Raw genomic sequence first — 18,382 nt, forward strand, 5'->3', positions numbered from 1 at the left:
CGATGACGCGCACCCGCACCCTGGGCACCCTCGCCGTCGTGGTCGGCTTCCTTGCCTTCGTGGAGTTCACGAGCGGTGTGCTGCAGGGGTACTACACCCCGATGCTCACGGACATCGCCCGCCATCTGGGCATCCACGACGCCGACGTGAACTGGCTCGAGGGCACGCAGCTGATGCTGTCGGCACTCGTCGTCCCGGCCTTCGCCAAGCTGGGCGACATGGTCGGGCACAAGCGCATGCTGCTCATCTCCACCGCGGTCACGGCGGCCGCGGCGCTGGTGCTGCCCTTCACCGATTCATTCCCGGTGTTCCTCGCCGCGTGGGCGCTGATGGGCTTCTACGTCGTCTGGCTTCCACTCGAGATCGCCCTGATCTGGTCGCGTTCGCGCCGCATGGAGGGTCGGTCGTCGATCACCGCCAAGGCTGCGGGGCTGCTCGTCGCCGCTCTCGAGGGCGGCGCGATCATCGGCGCCCTGGTCGGCGGTGCGCTCATCGACGTGCTTCCCCTCACCGTCGTGCTGCTGGTCCCGGCCGTGCTCATCGTGGTGTGCTTCTTCGTGATCCTCCTTGGGGTCAAGGAATCGCCGGAGCCCACCGGCGGTGTCTTCGACACGGTCGGCCTCGTGCTCATCTCTCTCGCCCTCGTCTGCTTCACCGGCGGGCTCAGCCTGCTCCGCCTGGAGGGCGGTCTGACCAACCCGTGGTCCTGGGCGGTGGTGATCCTCGGCGTGCTGCTCGTGGTCCCGTTCGTGCTCTGGGAGCTGCGCTGCGCAGACCCGCTGATCGACGTGCGCATGTTCCGCTCGCCCGCGCTCGGACCGGTGTTCCTCACGGCCGGGCTCTTCGGCGTCAGCGTGCTCGGCGCGCAGGCCCCGCTGTCGACGTTCGCGCGCACCGACCCATCGGTGTACGGCTACGGTCTGGGCACGACCGGCTTCGCCACCTCGTTGATCATCGGCGTCTACCTCATCGCCATGATCACGGGGGCGCTGCTGTTCCCGGCGGTGGCGCGGCGTGCCACACCGCGGGTGACGCTGATGGGAGCGTCGATGCTGGTCGGCATCGGCTTCCTCCTCTTCCTGCCGTTCCACGGCTCCTATGCGCAGGTCATCACGAACATGGTGGTCGTGGGGCTCGGGTCCGGGGCACTGGTCGCGGCGCTCCCCGCGGCGGCGGCCTCCGCGGCTCCGGCCACGCAGACCGGCGTCGCGACGGGCCTGACGAATTCGGTGAAGACCGTGGGCGGAGCGATCGCGTCGTGCGTCTTCGGCATCGCGCTCCTGCACGGCGTCGCGAGCACCGCCGGCGCGACGGATGCCACCGCCGGTTCGCTCGCCGGGTACTTCACGGTGTGGATCGTCTGCGGGGTGACGGCGCTCGTCGCCGCCGTGATCCTCGTGTTCGTCCCGAAGACCGCATTCACCGATCGTGCCCCGGAGGTCGAGGTCGCGCCGGCGCTCTGAGCGTCAGGCCCGCAGGTAGAGCGCGTTCACGATCCGCGGCCATGCGAGTGCGCCGAGCTCCGCGTCGGCGGCGGGAGAGCCTCCCCGCGCCATCGTCACTCCTGCGGTCACGGCCGATTCGCCGGGGAGCAGCAGTCGGTGCCCCGCGTCCGGGTGAGTGATCACCGTCGTGTCCAGACCCTTCGCCGTGCGGCGTTCGACGAGCTCGCGGGCGAATCGGGTGCTGGGCCAGACCCGGTCGTCGCCGCCGGCGACGACCACGACGACACCGTCGATGTCCTCCGCCCGGATCGCGGCGGCGGCGGCGGCCGAAGGGTCACGATCGACGCTCGACTCGTACAGAGCACGATACTCGGGCGGGTCGGTCGACGGCGTCCACGACGGAGCGAACGGGACGAACGGTATCGGGGTACCCCGACGGGTCCAGTGCGACGACCAGGTCCCCTCTGAGTTGCCAGCCCAGACGACAGAGGACGGGGCGACGGCGACCGTCGCATCGATCGGGTGCAGGGACGCGGTCACCAGCGCCGCCTCCGCTCCGAACGATGTTCCGAAGATCGCCACGCGATCGGCGTCACGACGCAGCAACTCCACCCCTTCGACAAAGGTCTCGATCGGCACTTCGTGCGGGGCAGGGCGCTGGCTGATGCCGCCGAACCAGCGGATGGCCCTCACACGGGCGCCGTGCCGTGCCAGCATCTCCGCCCGCTCGACCTCCACACGCCCGCTGGATCCGGCGAGGAGCAGGACAGCCGTGCCGCACGGGTTCTCCGGGAAGGCATCGTGGCGGTCGGCCGGGTGCACCCCGATGCTGTGTCGAGGCGTCATCGTCACTCGCGGTCGAGGCCGAACGTGCGTTTGACGAGCGCCTGCACGTCGCGGTCGAGACCGTCGATGCGGGTGTTCACGGAATCGAAGCGGGCATTCATCTCGGTGCGCAGCCCATCGATCTGGCCGTTCATCTCCGTACGCAGGCCCCCGATCTCGCTGCGGAGGATGCGGACGAACAATGTCGAGACGACGGTGAGCGTGCTGAACATCAGCACGGTGAACGACCCGATCATCGTCCAGATCTGCGCGTCGTTCATGACTCCCACTCCCTCATCGTCGCATCGATCCGGCAAGCCTGCCAGAGCGCAGGAGCCGAAGATATCGGTTGCCCACGATCCGTGGATGACACGCTCTCCGTCGCGTCGGTGCAGGAAGGACTGGGCGGGGGAGGCCCCGCCCAGTCCCGGTCAATCGCCCTTCACGTTGACGACCTGCCGCAGCGTGTGCCGGATCGACACGAGGCTCGCGGCATCCGCCATCACCCGGTCGATCGGCTTGTACGCCTGGGGGATCTCGTCGATGAACGCGTCGGTGTCACGGAACTCGATGCCGGCCATCGCCACACGTAGCTGCTCGTGAGTGAAAGTCCGTCGCGCCGCGGACCGCGAGTACTCCCGGCCGGCGCCGTGCGGCGAGGAGCTCAGCGACTGCGGGTCACCGAGCCCTTCCACCACGTACGAGGCGGTGCCCATCGATCCGGGGATCAGACCCGGACGACCGGCGTCCGCCTGGATGGCGCCCTTCCGGGACACCCATACCTGCTTTCCGTAGTGCTTCTCCGACTCTGTGAAGTTGTGGTGGCAGTTGATCCGCTCCTGCTCCTCGACCGGAGTGCCGAGGAACTCCGACACCTGGCGGATGACCCGATCCATCATCTCCTCCCGGTTCAGCAGGGCGAAGTGCTGTGCCCACCGCAGCTCCCGGATGTATCGGGTGAACTCCGGTGTGCCTTCGACGAGATAGGCCAGGTCGGGGTCGGGGAGGTCGATCCACCACTGCTTCGCGAGCCGCTGCGCGACACCGATGTGGTGGCCGGCGATCTTGTTGCCGACGCCTCGCGACCCCGAGTGCAGGAACAGCCACACCCGGTCGAGCTCATCCACCGACACCTCGATGAAGTGGTTCCCGGATCCCAATGTGCCCAGCTGCAGGCGCCAGTTCCCGGCGTACTGTGCGGGGTCGAAACCGCTCTTCTCTGCCAGCTGCTCGAGCTCGGCGATGCGAGGCTCGGCTGTGGCCACGACCTTGCGGTTGTACCGGCCGGCCGACAGCGGGATGGCACGCTCGATCTGCTCCCGGAGCTCGGCGAGTTCGCGGCCGTCGAGGTCGCTCCTCGTGAACTGCGTGCGGACGGCGATCATGCCGCAGCCGATGTCGACGCCGACGGCGGCGGGGATGATCGCGCCGAGCGTCGGGATGACCGAGCCGACCGTCGCCCCCTTGCCGAGGTGCGCATCCGGCATCAGCGCCAGGTGCGGGTGGATGAACGGCATGCGGGCCGTGGTGTGCGCCTGAGCGAGTGTCTTCTCGTCGATCAGTGACGCCCACGACAGCAGCCGTGCGGAGAGCCTCTCCATGATTCCTTTCCTTGCGGTGGTGTTCAGCCACAGGTCAGGGGAGTCTCCAACGGAAGAACGCCCCGGACCTGACGGTACGGGGCGTTGCGAGAGCGGATGCTGTCACACGACGCGTGCCGGAGGGTACGACTCGTAGCGGTCATTGCGCTTGTGCTGAAGCTGCAAGACCGCGGCGATGGGGAGGTTCCGCTGCGCGGTCATCCGTCGACTCCTCGGCTGGTGTGCTGCACCGATCGGCACAGCTTTGCCACCCTAGGGCGCGACACGCCCGGGAGTCAACTCGCCTCGCGAGGAGGGTTATACATGAACTCGATCCGGATGCCGTCGAGGTCTTCGACGAAGGAGGCGAAGTAGCGCTCCGAGTAGCGGGGGTACTCCTTGGGCTCGCGCACGGCCGTCCAGCCGGAATCCACCGCGATCGCGTGCAGGCGTTCGACGTCGTCGCGCGAGGGCACCGCGAACGCGATGTGCTGCCAGCCCACGCGGCCGTGCCGGTGCGGAGTGGTGTCGTCATCCCAGGTGTAGAGGATGATCTCGGTCTCGTCGCCGTTGTTCCACGAGATCGAATGATCGTTCGCTCCGCCGCTGACATACCCGAGGGCGGAGAGCACGGGATGGAACTGCGCCCTGCCGCGTTCGAGGTCGGTCACGGTGATGCCGAGGTGATCCAGAAGTGCCATGTGCCGAGTCTCCCAGCAACGGCCGACGTCGCACTAGTGCGGCGCGTGGTACTCCGCCTCGCCGCGCTTCCAGTACCCCTTCACGACTGCTTTCGCACTGTCGACGCCCCACCGTTCGAGCAGTGCCCTGCCCGGCTTGACGATCGACTGCTCGGCGGCGACGAAGACGAACGGGTCGAGGCCGACCGTGTCATCGGCCGTCAGCCCCTCGAGGAAGGCGATGAGGGCGGAGCCGGAGGGCTTCTCTCCCCGGTGCAGCCACTCGACCTCGACCGGGGCCTCGACCTCGACCTCTCGGCCGGGGTTCACCGTCTCGATCACGATGCGTGCAGGAGTGCCGTCGGGGATGAGCGCGGCGAACCGTCGGATCGCGGGGATCGCCGTCTCGTCGCCGACCAGCAGCCACGATCCGGGCTCGCCGACCAGCACGGCCGCCCCGCGGGGGCCGCCGACGCCGATCGTGGATCCGAGGGGCGCGTTCGCCGCCCAGGGGGCGGCGACTCCCCGGTCGCCGTGCACCGCGAACTCGACGTCGAGCCAGTCGTCGCCCCAGGCGAGCGGCGTGTACTCGCGGCTGGGGGAGGCGCGCAGCTCCTCGACGGAATCCGTCGGGCCCGCGGGGAAGAACAGGCGCATGTGGTCGTCGGAACCGGGCGAATCGAAGCCGGCGAGATCCGAGCCGGTCAGTCGCACCCGCACGAAGTCCGGCGCCAGCCATTCACGCGCGCTCAGTGTGACGTTGCGGAAGCGCAGCTCGAGGCCGCGACGCTCGATCGAGAAACCGGATTTCGTATCGCTCATAAAGTAAGGCTAACCTAAATGAGACGGCGCGGGTGATCCCCGTGCGTCGCCCCGGCGCCCATCGTGTGCGCACCGATCCCGCAGAACAGGAGTCTCTCCATGTCCGTGCCCAGAACCCTCACCGCTACGAGTGCCGCTCTCGTCGGCCTCCTCGCCCTCGCCGGGTGCACCTCCGGAGGCTCGGAGGAAACGGAGAAGACCGAACCGGCAGCAGCCACCGTCACGATCGAGGACAACACGGGCACGAAGGAGATCGCCACCCCACCCGCATCGGTGGTCGCCCTCGACAACCGCACCTTCCAGACGCTCTCCGACTGGGGCGTCGAGCTCTCCGCCGGGGCCGTGGCACTCATGCCGGAGACCGTGTCGTATGTGAAGGACGACGGGATCGTCGACATCGGCCTGCACAGCGAGCCGAACCTCGAAGCCGTCGTCGCCGTCGAGCCCGACCTGATCATCAGCGGCCAGCGTTTCACGCAGCACAACGCGGCGATCGCGGACCTCGTCCCCGACGCCACCATCGTCGACCTCGAGCCGCGTGACGGCGAGCCCTTCGACGAGGAGCTCAAGCGCCAGGTCACGGTGCTCGGCGAGATCTTCGGCAAGCAGGACGAGGCGAAGAAGCTCGTGGACGACTTCGATGCCGCCGTCGAGCGCGCGAAGGCCGCATACGACGACGCCGACACCGTGATGGCCGTCAACACGTCGGGAGGCCAGATCGGCTACCTCGCGCCGACCGTCGGCCGATCGCTGGGACCGATCTACGACATCCTCGGACTCACGCCCGCTCTCGAGGTGGACGATGCGAGTGACGACCACCAGGGCGACGAGATCTCCGTCGAAGCCATCGCCTCCTCGAACCCGGACTGGATCCTCGTGCTCGACCGCGATGCGGTGTTCGCCGCTGAGACCCCCGACTACGTGCAGGCGGCCGAGATCCTCGAGAGCTCCGAAGCCCTCGCCTCGGTCACCGCCGTGAAGGAGAAGCAGCTCGTCTACATGCCGACAGACACCTACCTGAACGAGGGCATCCAGACCTACACCACGTTCTTGAACGACCTCGCCGACGCCCTCGAGAAGAGCGCGAAGAACTGAGCTGACGCGGCGGCATCCGGGTGATCCGGATGCCGCCGCCGCACCACCATGGTCTCCACAGACATCGCTTCGCCGCCCCGCAACGCCGGGCGGCTCTTCGACGTGAAGCTGCTCATCGGCGTGCTCGTCGTCGCCGCCCTGCTCGTGATCTCGCTCTTCACGGGTGTGTACGACATCGCCGGCGCGGACGACGGCGCGCAGATGTTCCAGATCACACGTATCCCGCGCACGGTCGCCCTCGTCCTGGCCGGCGCCTCGATGGCCATGGCGGGACTGGTGATGCAGCTGCTCACCCAGAACCGCTTCGTCGAGCCGACCACGACGGGTACCACGGAGTGGGCAGGGCTCGGCCTCCTCGCCGTCATGATCCTCGTGCCGCAGCCGTCCCTCCCGCTGCGGATGGCCGGTGCGGTACTGGCAGCCTTCGTGGGCACCATGGTGTTCTTCGCGTTCCTGCGGCGGGTGGCGCTCAGATCATCCCTGATCGTCCCGATCGTCGGCATCATGCTCGGTGCCGTGGTGGGTGCTCTCTCGACCTACCTCGCTCTGGCCACGAACTCGCTGCAGATCATCGGCGTCTGGTTCGCCGGCAGCTTCACCTCGGTGATGCGCGGCCAGTACGAGATGCTCTGGATCGTGGCCATCATCGGCGTGATCGTCTTCATCGTCGCCGATCGACTCACCATCGCCGGACTCGGCGAAGAGATCGCGACCAACGTCGGGGTGAACTACAACCGGATCATCCTGCTCGGCACCGTCCTGATCGCTGTCACCACCGGCGTGGTCACCGTCGTCGTGGGAAATCTCCCCTTCCTCGGATTGATCGTGCCGAACATCGTCTCGATGGTGCGCGGCGACGATCTGCGCAGCAACCTGCCCTGGGTGTGTCTGCTGGGGATCGGGATCGTCACGGTCTGCGACATCATCGGGCGCACGATCATCATGCCCTTCGAGGTCCCGGTCTCGCTGATCCTCGGGGTCGTCGGCGCCGTGGTCTTCGTGCTCCTCCTGCTCAGGCAGCGTCGACGTGGCTAGCGGCGTGATGCGCGCCGCGATGAGCGACGCGGCGACTGCCGGAGGGCTCCGTTCGGCGGGCTCCTTCACGACCCCGCAGGCGCGGCGTCGGTACTTCCTCGTGCTCGGCATCCTCATCGTCCTCGCCGCAGGTTCCGGTTTCGGTCTGCTCGCGTGGGCGAATCCCATGCCCGTCGGCTCCGCGGGCTTCTGGCGCATCGCTCAGCACCGAGCGACCGACGTGACCGTGATGGCGCTCGTCGCCGTCGCTCAGGCCGTCGCCACGGTGAGCTTCCAGACCGTGACGAACAACCGCATCATCACGCCGTCGATCATGGGCTTCGAGTCGCTGTACCGGGTGGTGCAGACCTCGACCGTGTATCTGTTCGGCGTGGCGGGCATCGTTGCCATCCAGGGCGTGGGGCAGTTCGCGATCCAGGTGGCGATCATGGTCGGCCTCGCGGTGGCGCTCTACGGCTGGCTGCTCTCGGGTCGTTACGGCAACCTGCAGATCATGCTCCTCGTCGGCATCGTGATCGGAGGCGGTCTCGGCGCGATCGCCACCTTCATGCAGCGTCTGCTCACCCCCAGCGAGTTCGACGTGCTCGCCGCGCGTCTGTTCGGCAACGTGTCCAACGCCGATCCCTCTTACCTGCCGCTGGCGATCCCGCTGGTGGTCGCGGCCTCGGGGCTGCTGTGGCTGCGCTCGCGCCGGCTCAACCTGATGGCACTCGGTCCGGATGCCGCGCGCTCACTCGGCGTCGATCATCGGCGCGAGCTGTTCATCGTGCTGTTCCTCGTCGCCGTGCTCATGGCGACCTCGACCGCGTTGGTGGGGCCGATGACCTTCCTCGGCTTCCTGGTCGCGACGCTCGCGTACCAGTTCGCCGATACCCATGATCACCGGTTGATCTTCCCGGTCGCCGTCCTCACGGCCTTCACCATCCTGGCCGGGGCGTATTTCGTGATGAAGAACATCTTCTACGCGCAGGGCATGGTGTCGATCCTGATCGAGCTCGTGGGCGGCATCGTGTTCCTCATCGTCATCCTCAGAAAGGGCAGGCTGTGATCGCACTCGACGGCGTCCGCCGGGACTACAGCAGCGAGGTCGCGATCGGCCCCGTCGACCTCGAGATCCCCGCCGGCGGCATCACCGCTCTCATCGGTCCGAACGGTGCAGGCAAGTCGACTCTGCTCACGATGATCGGGCGTCTCAGCGGGATGGACGCCGGAGCCATCGAGATCGCCGGACTCGATGTGGCCTCCACGAAGTCGAAGGACCTGGCGAAGGTCGTGTCGATCCTGCGCCAGGAGAACCACTTCGTCACGCGCCTCACCGTGCGTCAACTGGTCGGCTTCGGGCGCTTCCCGCATTCGAAGGGTCGGCTGAACCGCGCGGATGAGGAGATCATCAGTCGAGCCATCGACTTCCTCGACCTCGGCGCGCTGGAGGGCAGGTATCTCGACGAGCTCTCCGGTGGGCAGCGCCAGCGCGCCTACGTCGCGATGGTCCTCGCGCAGGACACCGAGTTCGTGCTGCTGGACGAGCCGCTCAACAACCTCGACATGCGGCATGCGGTGCAGATGATGAAGCACCTGCGACGCGCGTCGGAGGAGCTCGGACGCACGATCGTCATCGTGCTGCACGACATCAACTTCGCGAGCCACTACGCCGACCACATCTGCGCCATGAAGGATGGAGCCGTCGTGGAGTTCGGGGCGCCGGCCGCGATCATGACGGACGACGTCCTCACACGGGTCTTCGACACTCCCGTGCGCGTTGTCGACGGTCCGTCAGGGCCGCTCGCCGTCTACTACTGAACTGTGCCGCTACTGAACTGTGCCGCGTTCCCACGGGCGAGGGGATTGAGGTCAGAGCTCGATGCCGTGGTCCTCGTCGTTGACGCCGGCGTTGTTGCCGCGCCGCGATTCGTACCCGAGGAACCAGCCCAGCCACACGATCGCGGCGAGCAGCACACCGAGCCAGACGTTCTGGAAGATCAGCCCGATCACGACACCGACGAACAGAAGGCCGACGGTGACGAGGATGCGCAGCATGGAACGGGACATGGCACCAGCATAGGTGCCGGTGTCAGCGGCGGCGATGGTCCTCCGGTGCGAGGCGAGGACCCCGTCGCGGTTCCTGCACACCGCTGGCGTGGATGAGGCGCACGACGCGTTGCCGCTGCCCGGACCAGGGGGAGAGGAGTTCGATCATCCCGTCGTCATCGGTGCGAGTGCCGGTCAGGGCGTAGCCGACCTGGTGGGCGAGGTGGTAGTCGCCGACGCTCACCGCGTCGGGGTCGCCGAGCGAGCGGATGCGGGTCTCCGCCGATGTCCACACCCCCACGCCGGGAAGGCTCGTGAGCACCCGATCGCGATCAGCCCCTGTGGAGGCCGTGCGTACGGCGCGGGCGATGCGGTCTCCGCGTTCAGCCGCACGCACGATGGTGCGAGACTGCGGTGGCTCGACTCCGGCTCTGTGCCAGGCCCAGGAAGGGATCCGGTGCCACTGCTCAGGTGCTGGCGCGGTGAACATCGGGCGCGGCGTCGGTCCCGGCGCGCGCGTTCCGAAGCGGCTGACCAGCCAGCGCCACGCGCCGAAGGCCTGCATGCCGGTCACCTTCTGCTCGATGATCGCGCACGCGAGCGCGTCGAACACCTCGTCGGTGCGGGTCAGGCGCAGTCCCGGATGCCGCCGCGCGGAATCGGCGATGAGGGGGTGATGCGACGGATCGAAGTCCCCGGCGTCGTCGTGCGCCCCGCACAGGGCGGGGACGAGCTCGAGGGCCGAACCCGATCCGGGGCCCCACGCCGTCGCGCGCACCTCGCCGCCGATCATTCGCAGCGCCAGGGTGGCCGGTCCGAGCGGCGTGCGCATCGCCCGCCAGATGACCGGCCCGTCGATGACCATCGTCGGGTCGTTGCCACCGCGTCGGAGCATACCCACGGTGCTGCGCAGATCGAGCTCGTGCGGCGGTCGGTAGACCGTCTCTCGAGGGGCCTCCGAGCGAGCGGCTCCTGCCTCAGCGGGGTCGGCCGTCAGAGTCATGCGCCCACCCTACGCTCCGCTCCTGACACCGGAGTCCTGGGTGCTCAGAACCGGTCGGGCGAGGGCGTGCCGTGACCGTAGCGGATCACGACGTCGGCGTGCCGATCGAAGCGGTAGCCGATTCCGCGCACGGTGCGCACGATGTCCTCGTAGCGACCCAGCTTCGCCCGGAGGCGGCGCACGTGCACGTCGATCGTGCGCTCGCCCGGCGTCTCGTCGTCCTGTGCCTGCCAGAGCGCTGACACCAGTTCGCTGCGCTCGATCGTGCGTCCCTCGCGCAGCACCAGGTACTGCAGCAGCTCGAACTCCTTGTAAGTGAAGGCTGCGGACTCGCCGTCGATCAGCACACGCTTGCGGGAGATGTCGACCGTGACGCCGCTCTCCTCGTCGGTGGTCTCCTCCTCGGCGGCGGCCTTGGTGCGGGCGATCGCGCCCGGCTCCTGCAGTGCGAGGCGCACGACGTCGAGGTCGCGCCCTCCCGAACCGTGGGGCGCGAGGGCGACGGTGGCGTGGGTCTCGGCTCCCGGCGCGAGCTCGGCGAGCGTGCGACGCAGGGCATCGACGAGCAGGGGGAGGCTGACTCCGGCCTCTGCGGCCTTGATCTCGTCCAGGCCCACGTAGAGGGCGAAGCCACGGGGTGAGCGCACGGCGGGGAGGTCGGCTCCGGCAGGAGAGAGCGGCGCGGCGGTCTCGGGCTGCGTGCGGACGGCGGCGGTGGTGGCGGGACGCTCGAGAAGTGCGGTGTTCGACATGATGATGAAGTCCTCAGGACGTGAGCCCGGACCGAAAGGGGCTCTGATGCGTTGCATGAATGACCGGCGGAGCCGGGAATCGAGCAAAGGGTGGATGCTCGGTGACACTGACCTCGCAGATGGCGAGGGGTTCAGGTCAGGCGGGGTGGCTGTTCGTTCAGCGACACATTCGGCAACACATGCCAACGCGACCGGGCATCATCATCCCGGCAGTCCTGTTCGCCTCCTGGGCGGACGAGGGGCTTGCGTTGGTAGTCATGGGGGGATTATGTCCGATCGTGACGTCTCATGTCAAAACGCCCGGGCGTCCCTGACGGGCGTAACGTGGTTGCAATGACGATCTCGCACACCGTCGGCGGCTTCATCCTGACCGACGAGAAGGACGCCTCGCGTTACACGCTCATGCGTGACGGCAAGCTCGTGAGCGTGCTCGACTACCGTGACGACGGCCACACGATCGCCCTCACCCGAGCCTTCACGATCCCGACTTTCCGCGGGAACGGCTATGCGGGGAAGGTCGTCGAGGGTGCGGTGGCCGACATCGAGGAGCGCGGCGATCGCAAGGTCGATGCCGTGTGCTGGTACGTGGCCGACTGGTTCGCCGCCCACCCGGAGCGCGCCGGCCTGCTGCGTACTCGCTGACTCTCCGACCGTATGACGAACTGTTACGCCGCGCCCCTGCGAGGATGACGTCATGAAACTCGCCGAGGCCCTCACCGCACGCGCCGACCTGCAGCGCCGGATCGAGCAGCTGCGGGCGCGCATCGTCGCGAACGCCCGCTACCAGGAGGGCGAGGAACCGGCGGAGGATGCCGCCGCCCTGATCGTCGAGGTCGACGCGGCGTTGACGCAACTGCGCGACCTCATCCGCCGCATCAACGCCACCAACGCGCGACTGCATCTGGGTGCGGACGGCACCATGACCGACGCGCTGGCCTCCCGCGACGTGCTCCGTCTTCGGCACTCCGTGCTGACGGATGCGGCAGCCGCCGCTTCGGGGGCCAACGACCAGTTCCTCCGCCAGATGCGTTCGGAGCTGCGTCAGGTCTCCGCACTCCCCGTCTCACAGCTGCGCTCGCGCGCCGACGCCGTCGCGCAGGAGTTGCGTGAGCTCGACAACAGGATCCAGCAGGCGAACTGGTCGAACGATCTCGAGGAGGAGAGCGGGAGTCGGTAGTCACGACGAAGCGGGCACAACCCTCAGCCGGCGGGGCAAGCCGGCACCTGTCGGGCGGAGGGCAGCCCTGATCTCGCATCGCGCAGCCCTGCACTCCGCACAGGTGAAGGTGCACAACGCATCTCGCATCACCGCGTGCCGATCGTCGTGGCGAGGGTGGGTCAGGGGACCTTCCGCTCCCTCCTCCGCGCCGGGTGCGGGCCGCGCACGGCACGCCTCGGACGGAATGTCGGAGGGGGTTCGTACCGTGTGAGTATGCGGATCCTGCACACCTCGGACTGGCACATCGGCCGGACGTTCCATGGCAATTCGACCATGGACGCTCTCGCCGAGGTGCTCGAGGCGCTCACCGCGCAGGTTCGCGACAATGCGGTCGACGTGGTCGTCGTCGCGGGAGACGTCTTCGATTCCGCCACCCCGTCCGGCGCGGCATACACGCTGCTGGGCGATGCGCTGGTGGCGCTGCACGAGACGGGCGCCCGCGTCATCGTCACGAGCGGCAACCACGACTCCGCCGCACGACTCGGGTTCCAGGCGCGCCTTCTCCGCGAGGGCATCCACGTGCTCACAGACCCCCTCGCGGTGGGTGTGCCGGTGACCATCGCCGATGACCACGGACCGGTGCATTTCTACGGCATCCCCTACCTCGAGCCGGCCATCGTGCGTCAGCACTGGCCCGAGGGCGATGCATCCGGGCGTCAGCTGCGCACGCAGGCGCAGACCATGGCGCATGCGATGGACCTGGTCCGCGCCGGCATGGACCAGCACGGAGGCCGAGCGGTGGCGATCGCGCACTGCTTCGCCGCGGGTGTCGACGCGACCGCCGGGCTCGAGCGCGAGGTGCGACAGGGCGGTCTCGACGTCGTGCCGCTGAGCGTGTTCGACGGACCCGACTACGTGGCGCTCGGCCATATCCACGGACGCCAGCAGCTCAGCGCCCGCGTGCGCTACGCGGGCGCGCCTCTGCACTACAGCTTCGGAGAGCAGCACAAGCCCCGTGGTTGCTGGCTCGTCGACATCGACGCCGAAGGACTCGCCGGCGTGGAGTGGATGGAACTGCCGGTGCCTCGGCGGCTCGTCACCCTCACCGGCCCGCTCGACGAGATCCTGTCCACCGAGTTGGTCGCGCAGCACGCGGATGACTGGGTCTGCGCCGTCTACACCGATGCGGTGCCGCAGCGCGAGCCCATGCGGCGTCTTCGCGAGAGCTTCCCGTACTGCGCCATGGTGCAGCACCAGCCGGAGGTGACCGCCGAGGTCGACGAGCGCTCCTATGTGCAGCGGCTGCGCACCGCTGTCACCGATGCCGACCGCATCGATGCCTTCCTCGAGCACGTGCGGGCCGGGCACGGACCCACAGAGGCCGAGAGCGAGCTGATCCGCGCGGTGCTCGACGAGCGGGTGCGTGCCGAGGCGCTCGTCTAGATGCGTCTTCATCGTCTGGTGGTCGAAGGCTTCGGCCCGTTCCGGTCGCGACAGACCGTTGACTTCGACGCCTTCGCCGACGACGGCATCTTCCTGATCGCCGGACGGACCGGGGCGGGCAAGTCGAGCATCCTCGATGCGGTGTGCTTCGGCCTGTACGGCGGGGTGCCTCGATACGAGGGCGGCGAGAAACGCCTCCGAAGCGATCACTGCGAGCCTGACGATCCCTCAGAGGTGGTCGTCGAGTTCAGCACGCCGGCCGGTCGATACCGCGTCACGCGCTCGCCCGAGTACCTGCGCCCGGCCAAGCGCGGTGGTGGCATGACCAAGCAGGCGGCCGCCGTGTCGCTCGACGAATGGACGGACAGTGGATGGATCGGCCGTGCCGCGCGGGCGGTCGACGTCGCCGGCGAGCTCGATGAGATCCTTCAGCTCAGTCGGGAGCAGTTCCTGCAGGTGATCCTGCTCGCACAGAACCGGTTCTCGGAGTTTCTGCTCGCGGGCAGCCGCGATCGCCAGGCACTGCTGCGGCGGCTGTTCGGAACGCAACGATTCGAAGACGTGCAGGCGCGGTTCGACGATCGTCGCCGTGCGGCCGAACAAGTGCTCGGCAGTCGTCTCGCCGCCGTCGAGGCGCGTATCGACGAGGCCGAGAACCTCGTGGTCGCCGGCGGGCTGTCGGGAGACGGCGATGACACCGTGGCGGAGACGTCGCAGGCTCCCGCGTCGATCGACGAGCGGCTGGAGGCCCTCCGGCGGGCGAAGGCTCGCGCCGACTACCGTGCGGAGCGTCGTGCCTCCGATCGCGCCGATGCCGAGCAGCAGTCGACCGCTGCCGACGCCGAACTCGCCATCGCCCGAGAGGAACGACGCGCGCAGCAGGAACGCGATCGAGCCAGATCCGCCCTCGAACGCCTCGATGCCGAGGCGCCGTCGATCGAGCACGCCCGTGCCGAGCTCGCCGCGTCGCGCGTCGCCGAGTCGCTTCGTCCGATGATCGCCGCCGCTGCGCGAGCGGCTGGAGCGCTCGAGGCTGCCGGCCTGGAGGAGCAGAACGCCCGCGTGACCGGGCAGGCGATGGGGCTTCCCGACGACGACGACCTCGAGGCGTGGGCGCAGGAGCGCACCAGGGAGATCGGCGCCTGGCAGCGGGCGCGGGAACTCGAAGAGAGCGCACCGGCTCTGGACGCCGAGGTGCGCGCCGCCGAGGAGGCGGTCGCGGTCGCCACCGCACGCATCCAGGCCGCCGATGCGAAGCGGGCCGCGCTCCCGGAAGAGGTCACCGCACTCAACGCATCGCGCGACGCGGCGCGGAGCCTGGCAGATCGGGTGGAGGACAGACGGGCGGCACAGGAGACCGCAGACGCACGTCGCGTGGCGGCGCGGGAGGCGGAGAGGCTGCGGACAGCGGAGCTCTCGGTAGACGTCGAGCTCACGCAGGCGACGGCGTTGCATGCGGCGGCTCAGTCCACGCTGGCCGAGCTGCGCCGGCGCCGCACGGACGGCATGGCGGGAGAACTCGCGTCGACGCTCCGACACGAACAGCCCTGTCCGGTCTGCGGCTCGTTCGAGCACCCTGCGCCGGCCACGCACGCCGATCCCGTCTCGCCGGAGGACATCGCCGTCGCGGAAGAAGCGCGCGACTCCGCGGCCCGGCGGGAAGGCGAGCTGGCATCCAGATCCTCTGCGCTCCGCGCCGAACTCGCGGCCGCCACCGCTCGCGCCGACGGGCGCGACGTCGAACGTGCCGAGACCGAGTACGAGGAGGCCGCTGCGGCTCTCGCGGACAGCCGCGCGGCTGTCGAGACGCTGACCGCGCTCGACACGCAGCTCGCGGACCTCGTGACGCGGCTCGAGCATCTCGACACCGAACGAGAAGACGACGCGAGGGCTTTGGCGGAGGCACGCGAACAGCATGCCGTCCTGCGTCAACGTCGCACGGAGGCACAGGAGCTGATCGCCGCGGCGCGGGCTGCATTCCCCACGGTCGCCGAACGGCTGGCGGACAACGAGGCCAAGGTCGCGGCTGCGCGTGCGCTGAGCCAGGCGATCTCCGAGCGCGTGCGCAGGGCCGAGGCCCTCGTCGGCGCCCAGGCACAGCGCGACGCCGGTCTCGCGGACTCCGTGTTCGCTGACGAGGCAGCAGCGGAAGAGGCGCTGCGCCCGCTCTCAGTCCAGGAAGCGCTGGACGCGCGGATCACGCAGCACGCGGTGCAACGGGAGAAGGAGCGGGCCGTGCTGTTCGACCTCGAACTCCGCACCCTGCCGGAAGAGCCCATCGACCTGGCACCGGCCGAACGAGCATCAGCGGAAGCTCGTAGCCTCTGGACCACGGCGGTCGACGAGGCAGCCAAGGCCGCCGGCACCGCGGAACGGCTCGGCGGGCTGATCGATTCTGCCGCGATCGAGCAGGCTCGCAGCGCCGACGAGGCCGCGGAGTTCGAGGTGCTGCAGAACCTCGCGGACACGATCGCGGGCAGGGGCGTCAACACCCGCAAGATGACCTTGGAGACGTTCGTCCTCGCAGCAGAGCTCGAGGAGATCGTCGAGGCGGCCAACCGTCGGCTGCACGAGATGTCCACCGGGCGGTATCAGCTGCGGCACTCCGACGCGCTCGCGGCCCGCGGTGCGGCTTCCGGACTCGGCATCGTGGTGTTCGACGCGTTCACCGGCCAGACCCGACCACCGCAGTCGTTGTCGGGAGGTGAGACCTTCCTCACGTCACTCGCGTTGGCGCTGGGATTGGCCGAGGTCGTGACGGCACGCGCGGGCGGCATCCGCTTGGACACCCTCTTCATCGACGAGGGGTTCGGTTCCCTCGACGGTGACACTCTCGACGTGGCCATGCGCACACTCGATGAGTTGCGTCAGGGCGGCAGGACCGTCGGTGTGATCAGCCATGTCGAGGCCATGCAGGAGCAGATCCCCGCGCAGCTCACGGTGCGAGCGCTGCCCAACGGCCCCAGCATCATCGACGCCCGCTGACACGGGCCAGTGCGATCCGCCTGTCGCGCGTCAGACGCCGTATTCGCTGCGGATGACGTCGCGCAGCTGCACGCTGCAGCGGGCGACGGCCTCGCGCCAGTCTGTCAGCGCGCCGTCTTCCGCCTGGTCGGACACCGCACGCAACACGCGGATCGGAACACCGAACTGCTCGGCGACCCAGATGAAGGCGTAGGTCTCCATGTCGACCAGTGCAGCACCGGAGGGGCGGATCACGGCGGTGACCTCGGCGTCCTCGACGAAGTGGTCACCGGTCGCGATCAACACGCCGTCGCGTCCGGTGGAGACGCGTGCAGGCAGTGAGACGTGCTGCCCGCGAACGCCGTCGAGGTCGGTGACGTCGTGCTGGAACGCGCTGCCGACCTCGTGGACGGTCGCCTCGAGGCCGGGCTCGATGGCTCCGGCTGTTCCGACCACCACGATCTCGTCGTAGACCTTGGCATCGAGTGCGCGGGTCAGGCCGTACGTGGCCGGCAGCTTTCCGGCGCCGGTCACGAGTCGGTCGAAGCCGTCGAGCTCCTCCGGGAATGCGGACAGTTCGGAATCGAGGGCAGCGACGAGGAGCTTCACCGGTCCATTCTCTCAGGCCTTCGCTGGCAGGAGCATGCGAACGCCGCGGTGTCACCCGGACGTAACACGCAGGGGCGATACTGGTCGAGGACAAGACGGAGGATGACATGTCGTTGCAGAAGCAGATCTCTGAAGACCTCGGCGTCAGGCCCGAGATCGATCCTGAGGCCGAGACCGATCGTCGGATCGGCTTCCTCGCCGACTACCTGCGTGCCACCGGAGCGAAGGGGTTCGTGCTCGGGATCTCGGGCGGGCAGGACTCCACGTTGGCCGGCCGTCTGGCACAGCTCGCGGTGGAGCGTGTGCGCGCCGAGGGCGGCGAGGCGAAGTTCCTCGCGGTGCGTCTGCCCTATCGGGTTCAGCACGATGCCGAAGACGCGGAAGCCGCGCTGGCGTTCATCGCGCCCGACTCCTCCGTCGAGGTCAACATCCAGAACGGTGTCGACGGGGTGGAGGAGGACATCGAGTTCGCGGTCACGAGCGACATCAGCGACTTCAACCGCGGCAACATCAAGGCTCGCGTCCGCATGGTCACGCAGTATGCGCTCGCCGGTCACGACGGACTGCTGGTGATCGGCACCGACCATGCGGCGGAGGCGGTGACCGGCTTCTACACGAAGTTCGGTGACGGCGCTGCCGACATCCTCCCGTTGTCCGGGCTCAGCAAGCGGCAGGGACGCTCGCTGCTGCAGTTCCTCGACGCTCCGGACCGACTCGCCTTCAAGGTGCCGACGGCCGATCTCTTGGACGGCCAGCCCGGACGCGCCGACGAGGACGAACTCGGCCTCACGTACGAGCAGATCGACGACTTCCTCGAGGGGCGCGAGGTCGATCCTGAGGTCGCCGGTCGCATCGAGGCCAGGTATCTCGCGACGCAGCACAAGCGACACCTCCCGGTGACGCCCGACGACACCTGGTGGCGCTGAACCCGCGCGTCGAGGA

The 18,382-nt window shown here is 68.6% G+C and carries 19 protein-coding genes; 10 read left to right on the forward strand and 9 right to left on the reverse strand.

Going from position 1 to position 18,382, the window contains the following annotated elements:
* The first annotated feature begins 2 nt into the window (after positions 1 to 2).
* A complete protein-coding gene (locus ABRP18_RS03965) occupies positions 3 to 1,463 on the forward strand; it encodes an MFS transporter (protein ID WP_349885583.1) in 1,461 nt (486 codons plus the stop codon).
* Positions 1,464 to 1,466: 3 nt separating this feature from the next.
* Here the strand turns inward: ABRP18_RS03965 and ABRP18_RS03970 are convergent, their stop codons facing one another.
* The 5 genes from ABRP18_RS03970 to ABRP18_RS03990 form a co-directional block, all read right to left on the reverse strand.
* Positions 1,467 to 2,291, reverse strand: coding sequence for an acyl-CoA thioester hydrolase/BAAT C-terminal domain-containing protein (locus ABRP18_RS03970; RefSeq protein ID WP_349885584.1), 825 nt, complete (start codon positions 2,289 to 2,291; stop codon positions 1,467 to 1,469).
* A 2-nt stretch (positions 2,292 to 2,293) separates the two neighbouring features.
* Positions 2,294 to 2,551 carry a hypothetical protein gene (locus ABRP18_RS03975; protein ID WP_349885585.1) on the reverse strand — a complete coding sequence of 86 codons (258 nt, stop codon included), beginning with the start codon at positions 2,549 to 2,551 and terminating at the stop codon, positions 2,294 to 2,296.
* 150 nt (positions 2,552 to 2,701) lie between these two features.
* Positions 2,702 to 3,871 carry an RtcB family protein gene (locus ABRP18_RS03980; RefSeq protein WP_349885586.1) on the reverse strand — a complete coding sequence of 390 codons (1,170 nt, stop codon included), beginning with the start codon at positions 3,869 to 3,871 and terminating at the stop codon, positions 2,702 to 2,704.
* A 275-nt stretch (positions 3,872 to 4,146) separates the two neighbouring features.
* Positions 4,147 to 4,551, reverse strand: coding sequence for a VOC family protein (locus tag ABRP18_RS03985; protein WP_058630444.1), 405 nt, complete (start codon positions 4,549 to 4,551; stop codon positions 4,147 to 4,149).
* A gap of 33 nt (positions 4,552 to 4,584) precedes the next feature.
* Entirely contained in the window at positions 4,585 to 5,352 is a 768-nt protein-coding gene (locus ABRP18_RS03990) for a siderophore-interacting protein (RefSeq protein ID WP_349885587.1), read from the reverse strand.
* A gap of 99 nt (positions 5,353 to 5,451) precedes the next feature.
* Between ABRP18_RS03990 and ABRP18_RS03995 the strand changes: the two genes are divergently transcribed.
* Genes ABRP18_RS03995 through ABRP18_RS04010 form a run of 4 tightly spaced genes read left to right on the forward strand, consistent with a single transcriptional unit; the run spans position 5,452 to position 9,282 of the window.
* Positions 5,452 to 6,447, forward strand: a complete 996-nt coding sequence (locus tag ABRP18_RS03995) for a siderophore ABC transporter substrate-binding protein (protein WP_058630446.1) — start codon at positions 5,452 to 5,454, stop codon at positions 6,445 to 6,447.
* A 48-nt stretch (positions 6,448 to 6,495) separates the two neighbouring features.
* Complete coding sequence (locus ABRP18_RS04000) at positions 6,496 to 7,482, forward strand: ABC transporter permease (RefSeq protein WP_046747284.1); 987 nt, start codon at positions 6,496 to 6,498, stop codon at positions 7,480 to 7,482.
* 19 nt (positions 7,483 to 7,501) lie between these two features.
* A complete protein-coding gene (locus ABRP18_RS04005) occupies positions 7,502 to 8,530 on the forward strand; it encodes an iron chelate uptake ABC transporter family permease subunit (protein WP_046747428.1) in 1,029 nt (342 codons plus the stop codon).
* Positions 8,527 to 9,282: an ABC transporter ATP-binding protein gene (locus tag ABRP18_RS04010; RefSeq protein ID WP_046747285.1), complete on the forward strand. Its 756-nt coding sequence runs from the start codon at positions 8,527 to 8,529 to the stop codon at positions 9,280 to 9,282. Before ABRP18_RS04005 ends, ABRP18_RS04010 begins: the two co-directional genes overlap by 4 nt.
* 51 nt (positions 9,283 to 9,333) lie before the next feature.
* Here ABRP18_RS04010 and ABRP18_RS04015 read toward each other — a convergent pair whose 3' ends face one another.
* Genes ABRP18_RS04015 through ABRP18_RS04025 form a run of 3 tightly spaced genes read right to left on the reverse strand, consistent with a single transcriptional unit; the run spans position 9,334 to position 11,265 of the window.
* Positions 9,334 to 9,531: a hypothetical protein gene (locus ABRP18_RS04015; protein WP_193762264.1), complete on the reverse strand. Its 198-nt coding sequence runs from the start codon at positions 9,529 to 9,531 to the stop codon at positions 9,334 to 9,336.
* A gap of 22 nt (positions 9,532 to 9,553) precedes the next feature.
* Positions 9,554 to 10,513: a DNA-3-methyladenine glycosylase gene (locus ABRP18_RS04020; protein ID WP_113680085.1), complete on the reverse strand. Its 960-nt coding sequence runs from the start codon at positions 10,511 to 10,513 to the stop codon at positions 9,554 to 9,556.
* A 44-nt stretch (positions 10,514 to 10,557) separates the two neighbouring features.
* Positions 10,558 to 11,265, reverse strand: a complete 708-nt coding sequence (locus ABRP18_RS04025) for a winged helix-turn-helix domain-containing protein (protein ID WP_058630499.1) — start codon at positions 11,263 to 11,265, stop codon at positions 10,558 to 10,560.
* Between the two features lie 333 nt (positions 11,266 to 11,598).
* Here ABRP18_RS04025 and ABRP18_RS04030 point away from each other — a divergent pair, with 333 nt between their 5' ends.
* The 4 genes from ABRP18_RS04030 (at position 11,599) to ABRP18_RS04045 (ending at position 16,852) form a co-directional block, all read left to right on the forward strand.
* A complete protein-coding gene (locus ABRP18_RS04030; protein ID WP_058630449.1) occupies positions 11,599 to 11,907 on the forward strand; it encodes a GNAT family N-acetyltransferase in 309 nt (102 codons plus the stop codon).
* 52 nt (positions 11,908 to 11,959) lie between these two features.
* The gene (locus tag ABRP18_RS04035) at positions 11,960 to 12,442 is read left to right on the forward strand and encodes a DIP1984 family protein (RefSeq protein ID WP_046747288.1); all 483 of its coding nucleotides are present in this window, start codon (positions 11,960 to 11,962) and stop codon (positions 12,440 to 12,442) included.
* A gap of 255 nt (positions 12,443 to 12,697) precedes the next feature.
* Positions 12,698 to 13,867, forward strand: coding sequence for an exonuclease SbcCD subunit D (locus ABRP18_RS04040; RefSeq protein WP_349885588.1), 1,170 nt, complete (start codon positions 12,698 to 12,700; stop codon positions 13,865 to 13,867).
* A complete protein-coding gene (locus ABRP18_RS04045; RefSeq protein ID WP_349885589.1) occupies positions 13,868 to 16,852 on the forward strand; it encodes an SMC family ATPase in 2,985 nt (994 codons plus the stop codon).
* Between the two features lie 30 nt (positions 16,853 to 16,882).
* Here the strand turns inward: ABRP18_RS04045 and ABRP18_RS04050 are convergent, their stop codons facing one another.
* Positions 16,883 to 17,440: a nucleoside phosphorylase gene (locus ABRP18_RS04050; RefSeq protein ID WP_046747291.1), complete on the reverse strand. Its 558-nt coding sequence runs from the start codon at positions 17,438 to 17,440 to the stop codon at positions 16,883 to 16,885.
* A 107-nt stretch (positions 17,441 to 17,547) separates the two neighbouring features.
* On the opposite strand from ABRP18_RS04050, the gene nadE reads away from it, so the two are divergent.
* The gene (gene nadE / locus ABRP18_RS04055; protein ID WP_061015528.1) at positions 17,548 to 18,366 is read left to right on the forward strand and encodes an ammonia-dependent NAD(+) synthetase; all 819 of its coding nucleotides are present in this window, start codon (positions 17,548 to 17,550) and stop codon (positions 18,364 to 18,366) included.
* The last annotated feature ends 16 nt before the right edge of the window (positions 18,367 to 18,382 follow it).

It is taken from the genome of Microbacterium sp. WHRI 7836 (genome assembly GCF_040223885.2).
Taxonomy (GTDB): Bacteria; Actinomycetota; Actinomycetes; order Actinomycetales; family Microbacteriaceae; genus Microbacterium; species Microbacterium oxydans.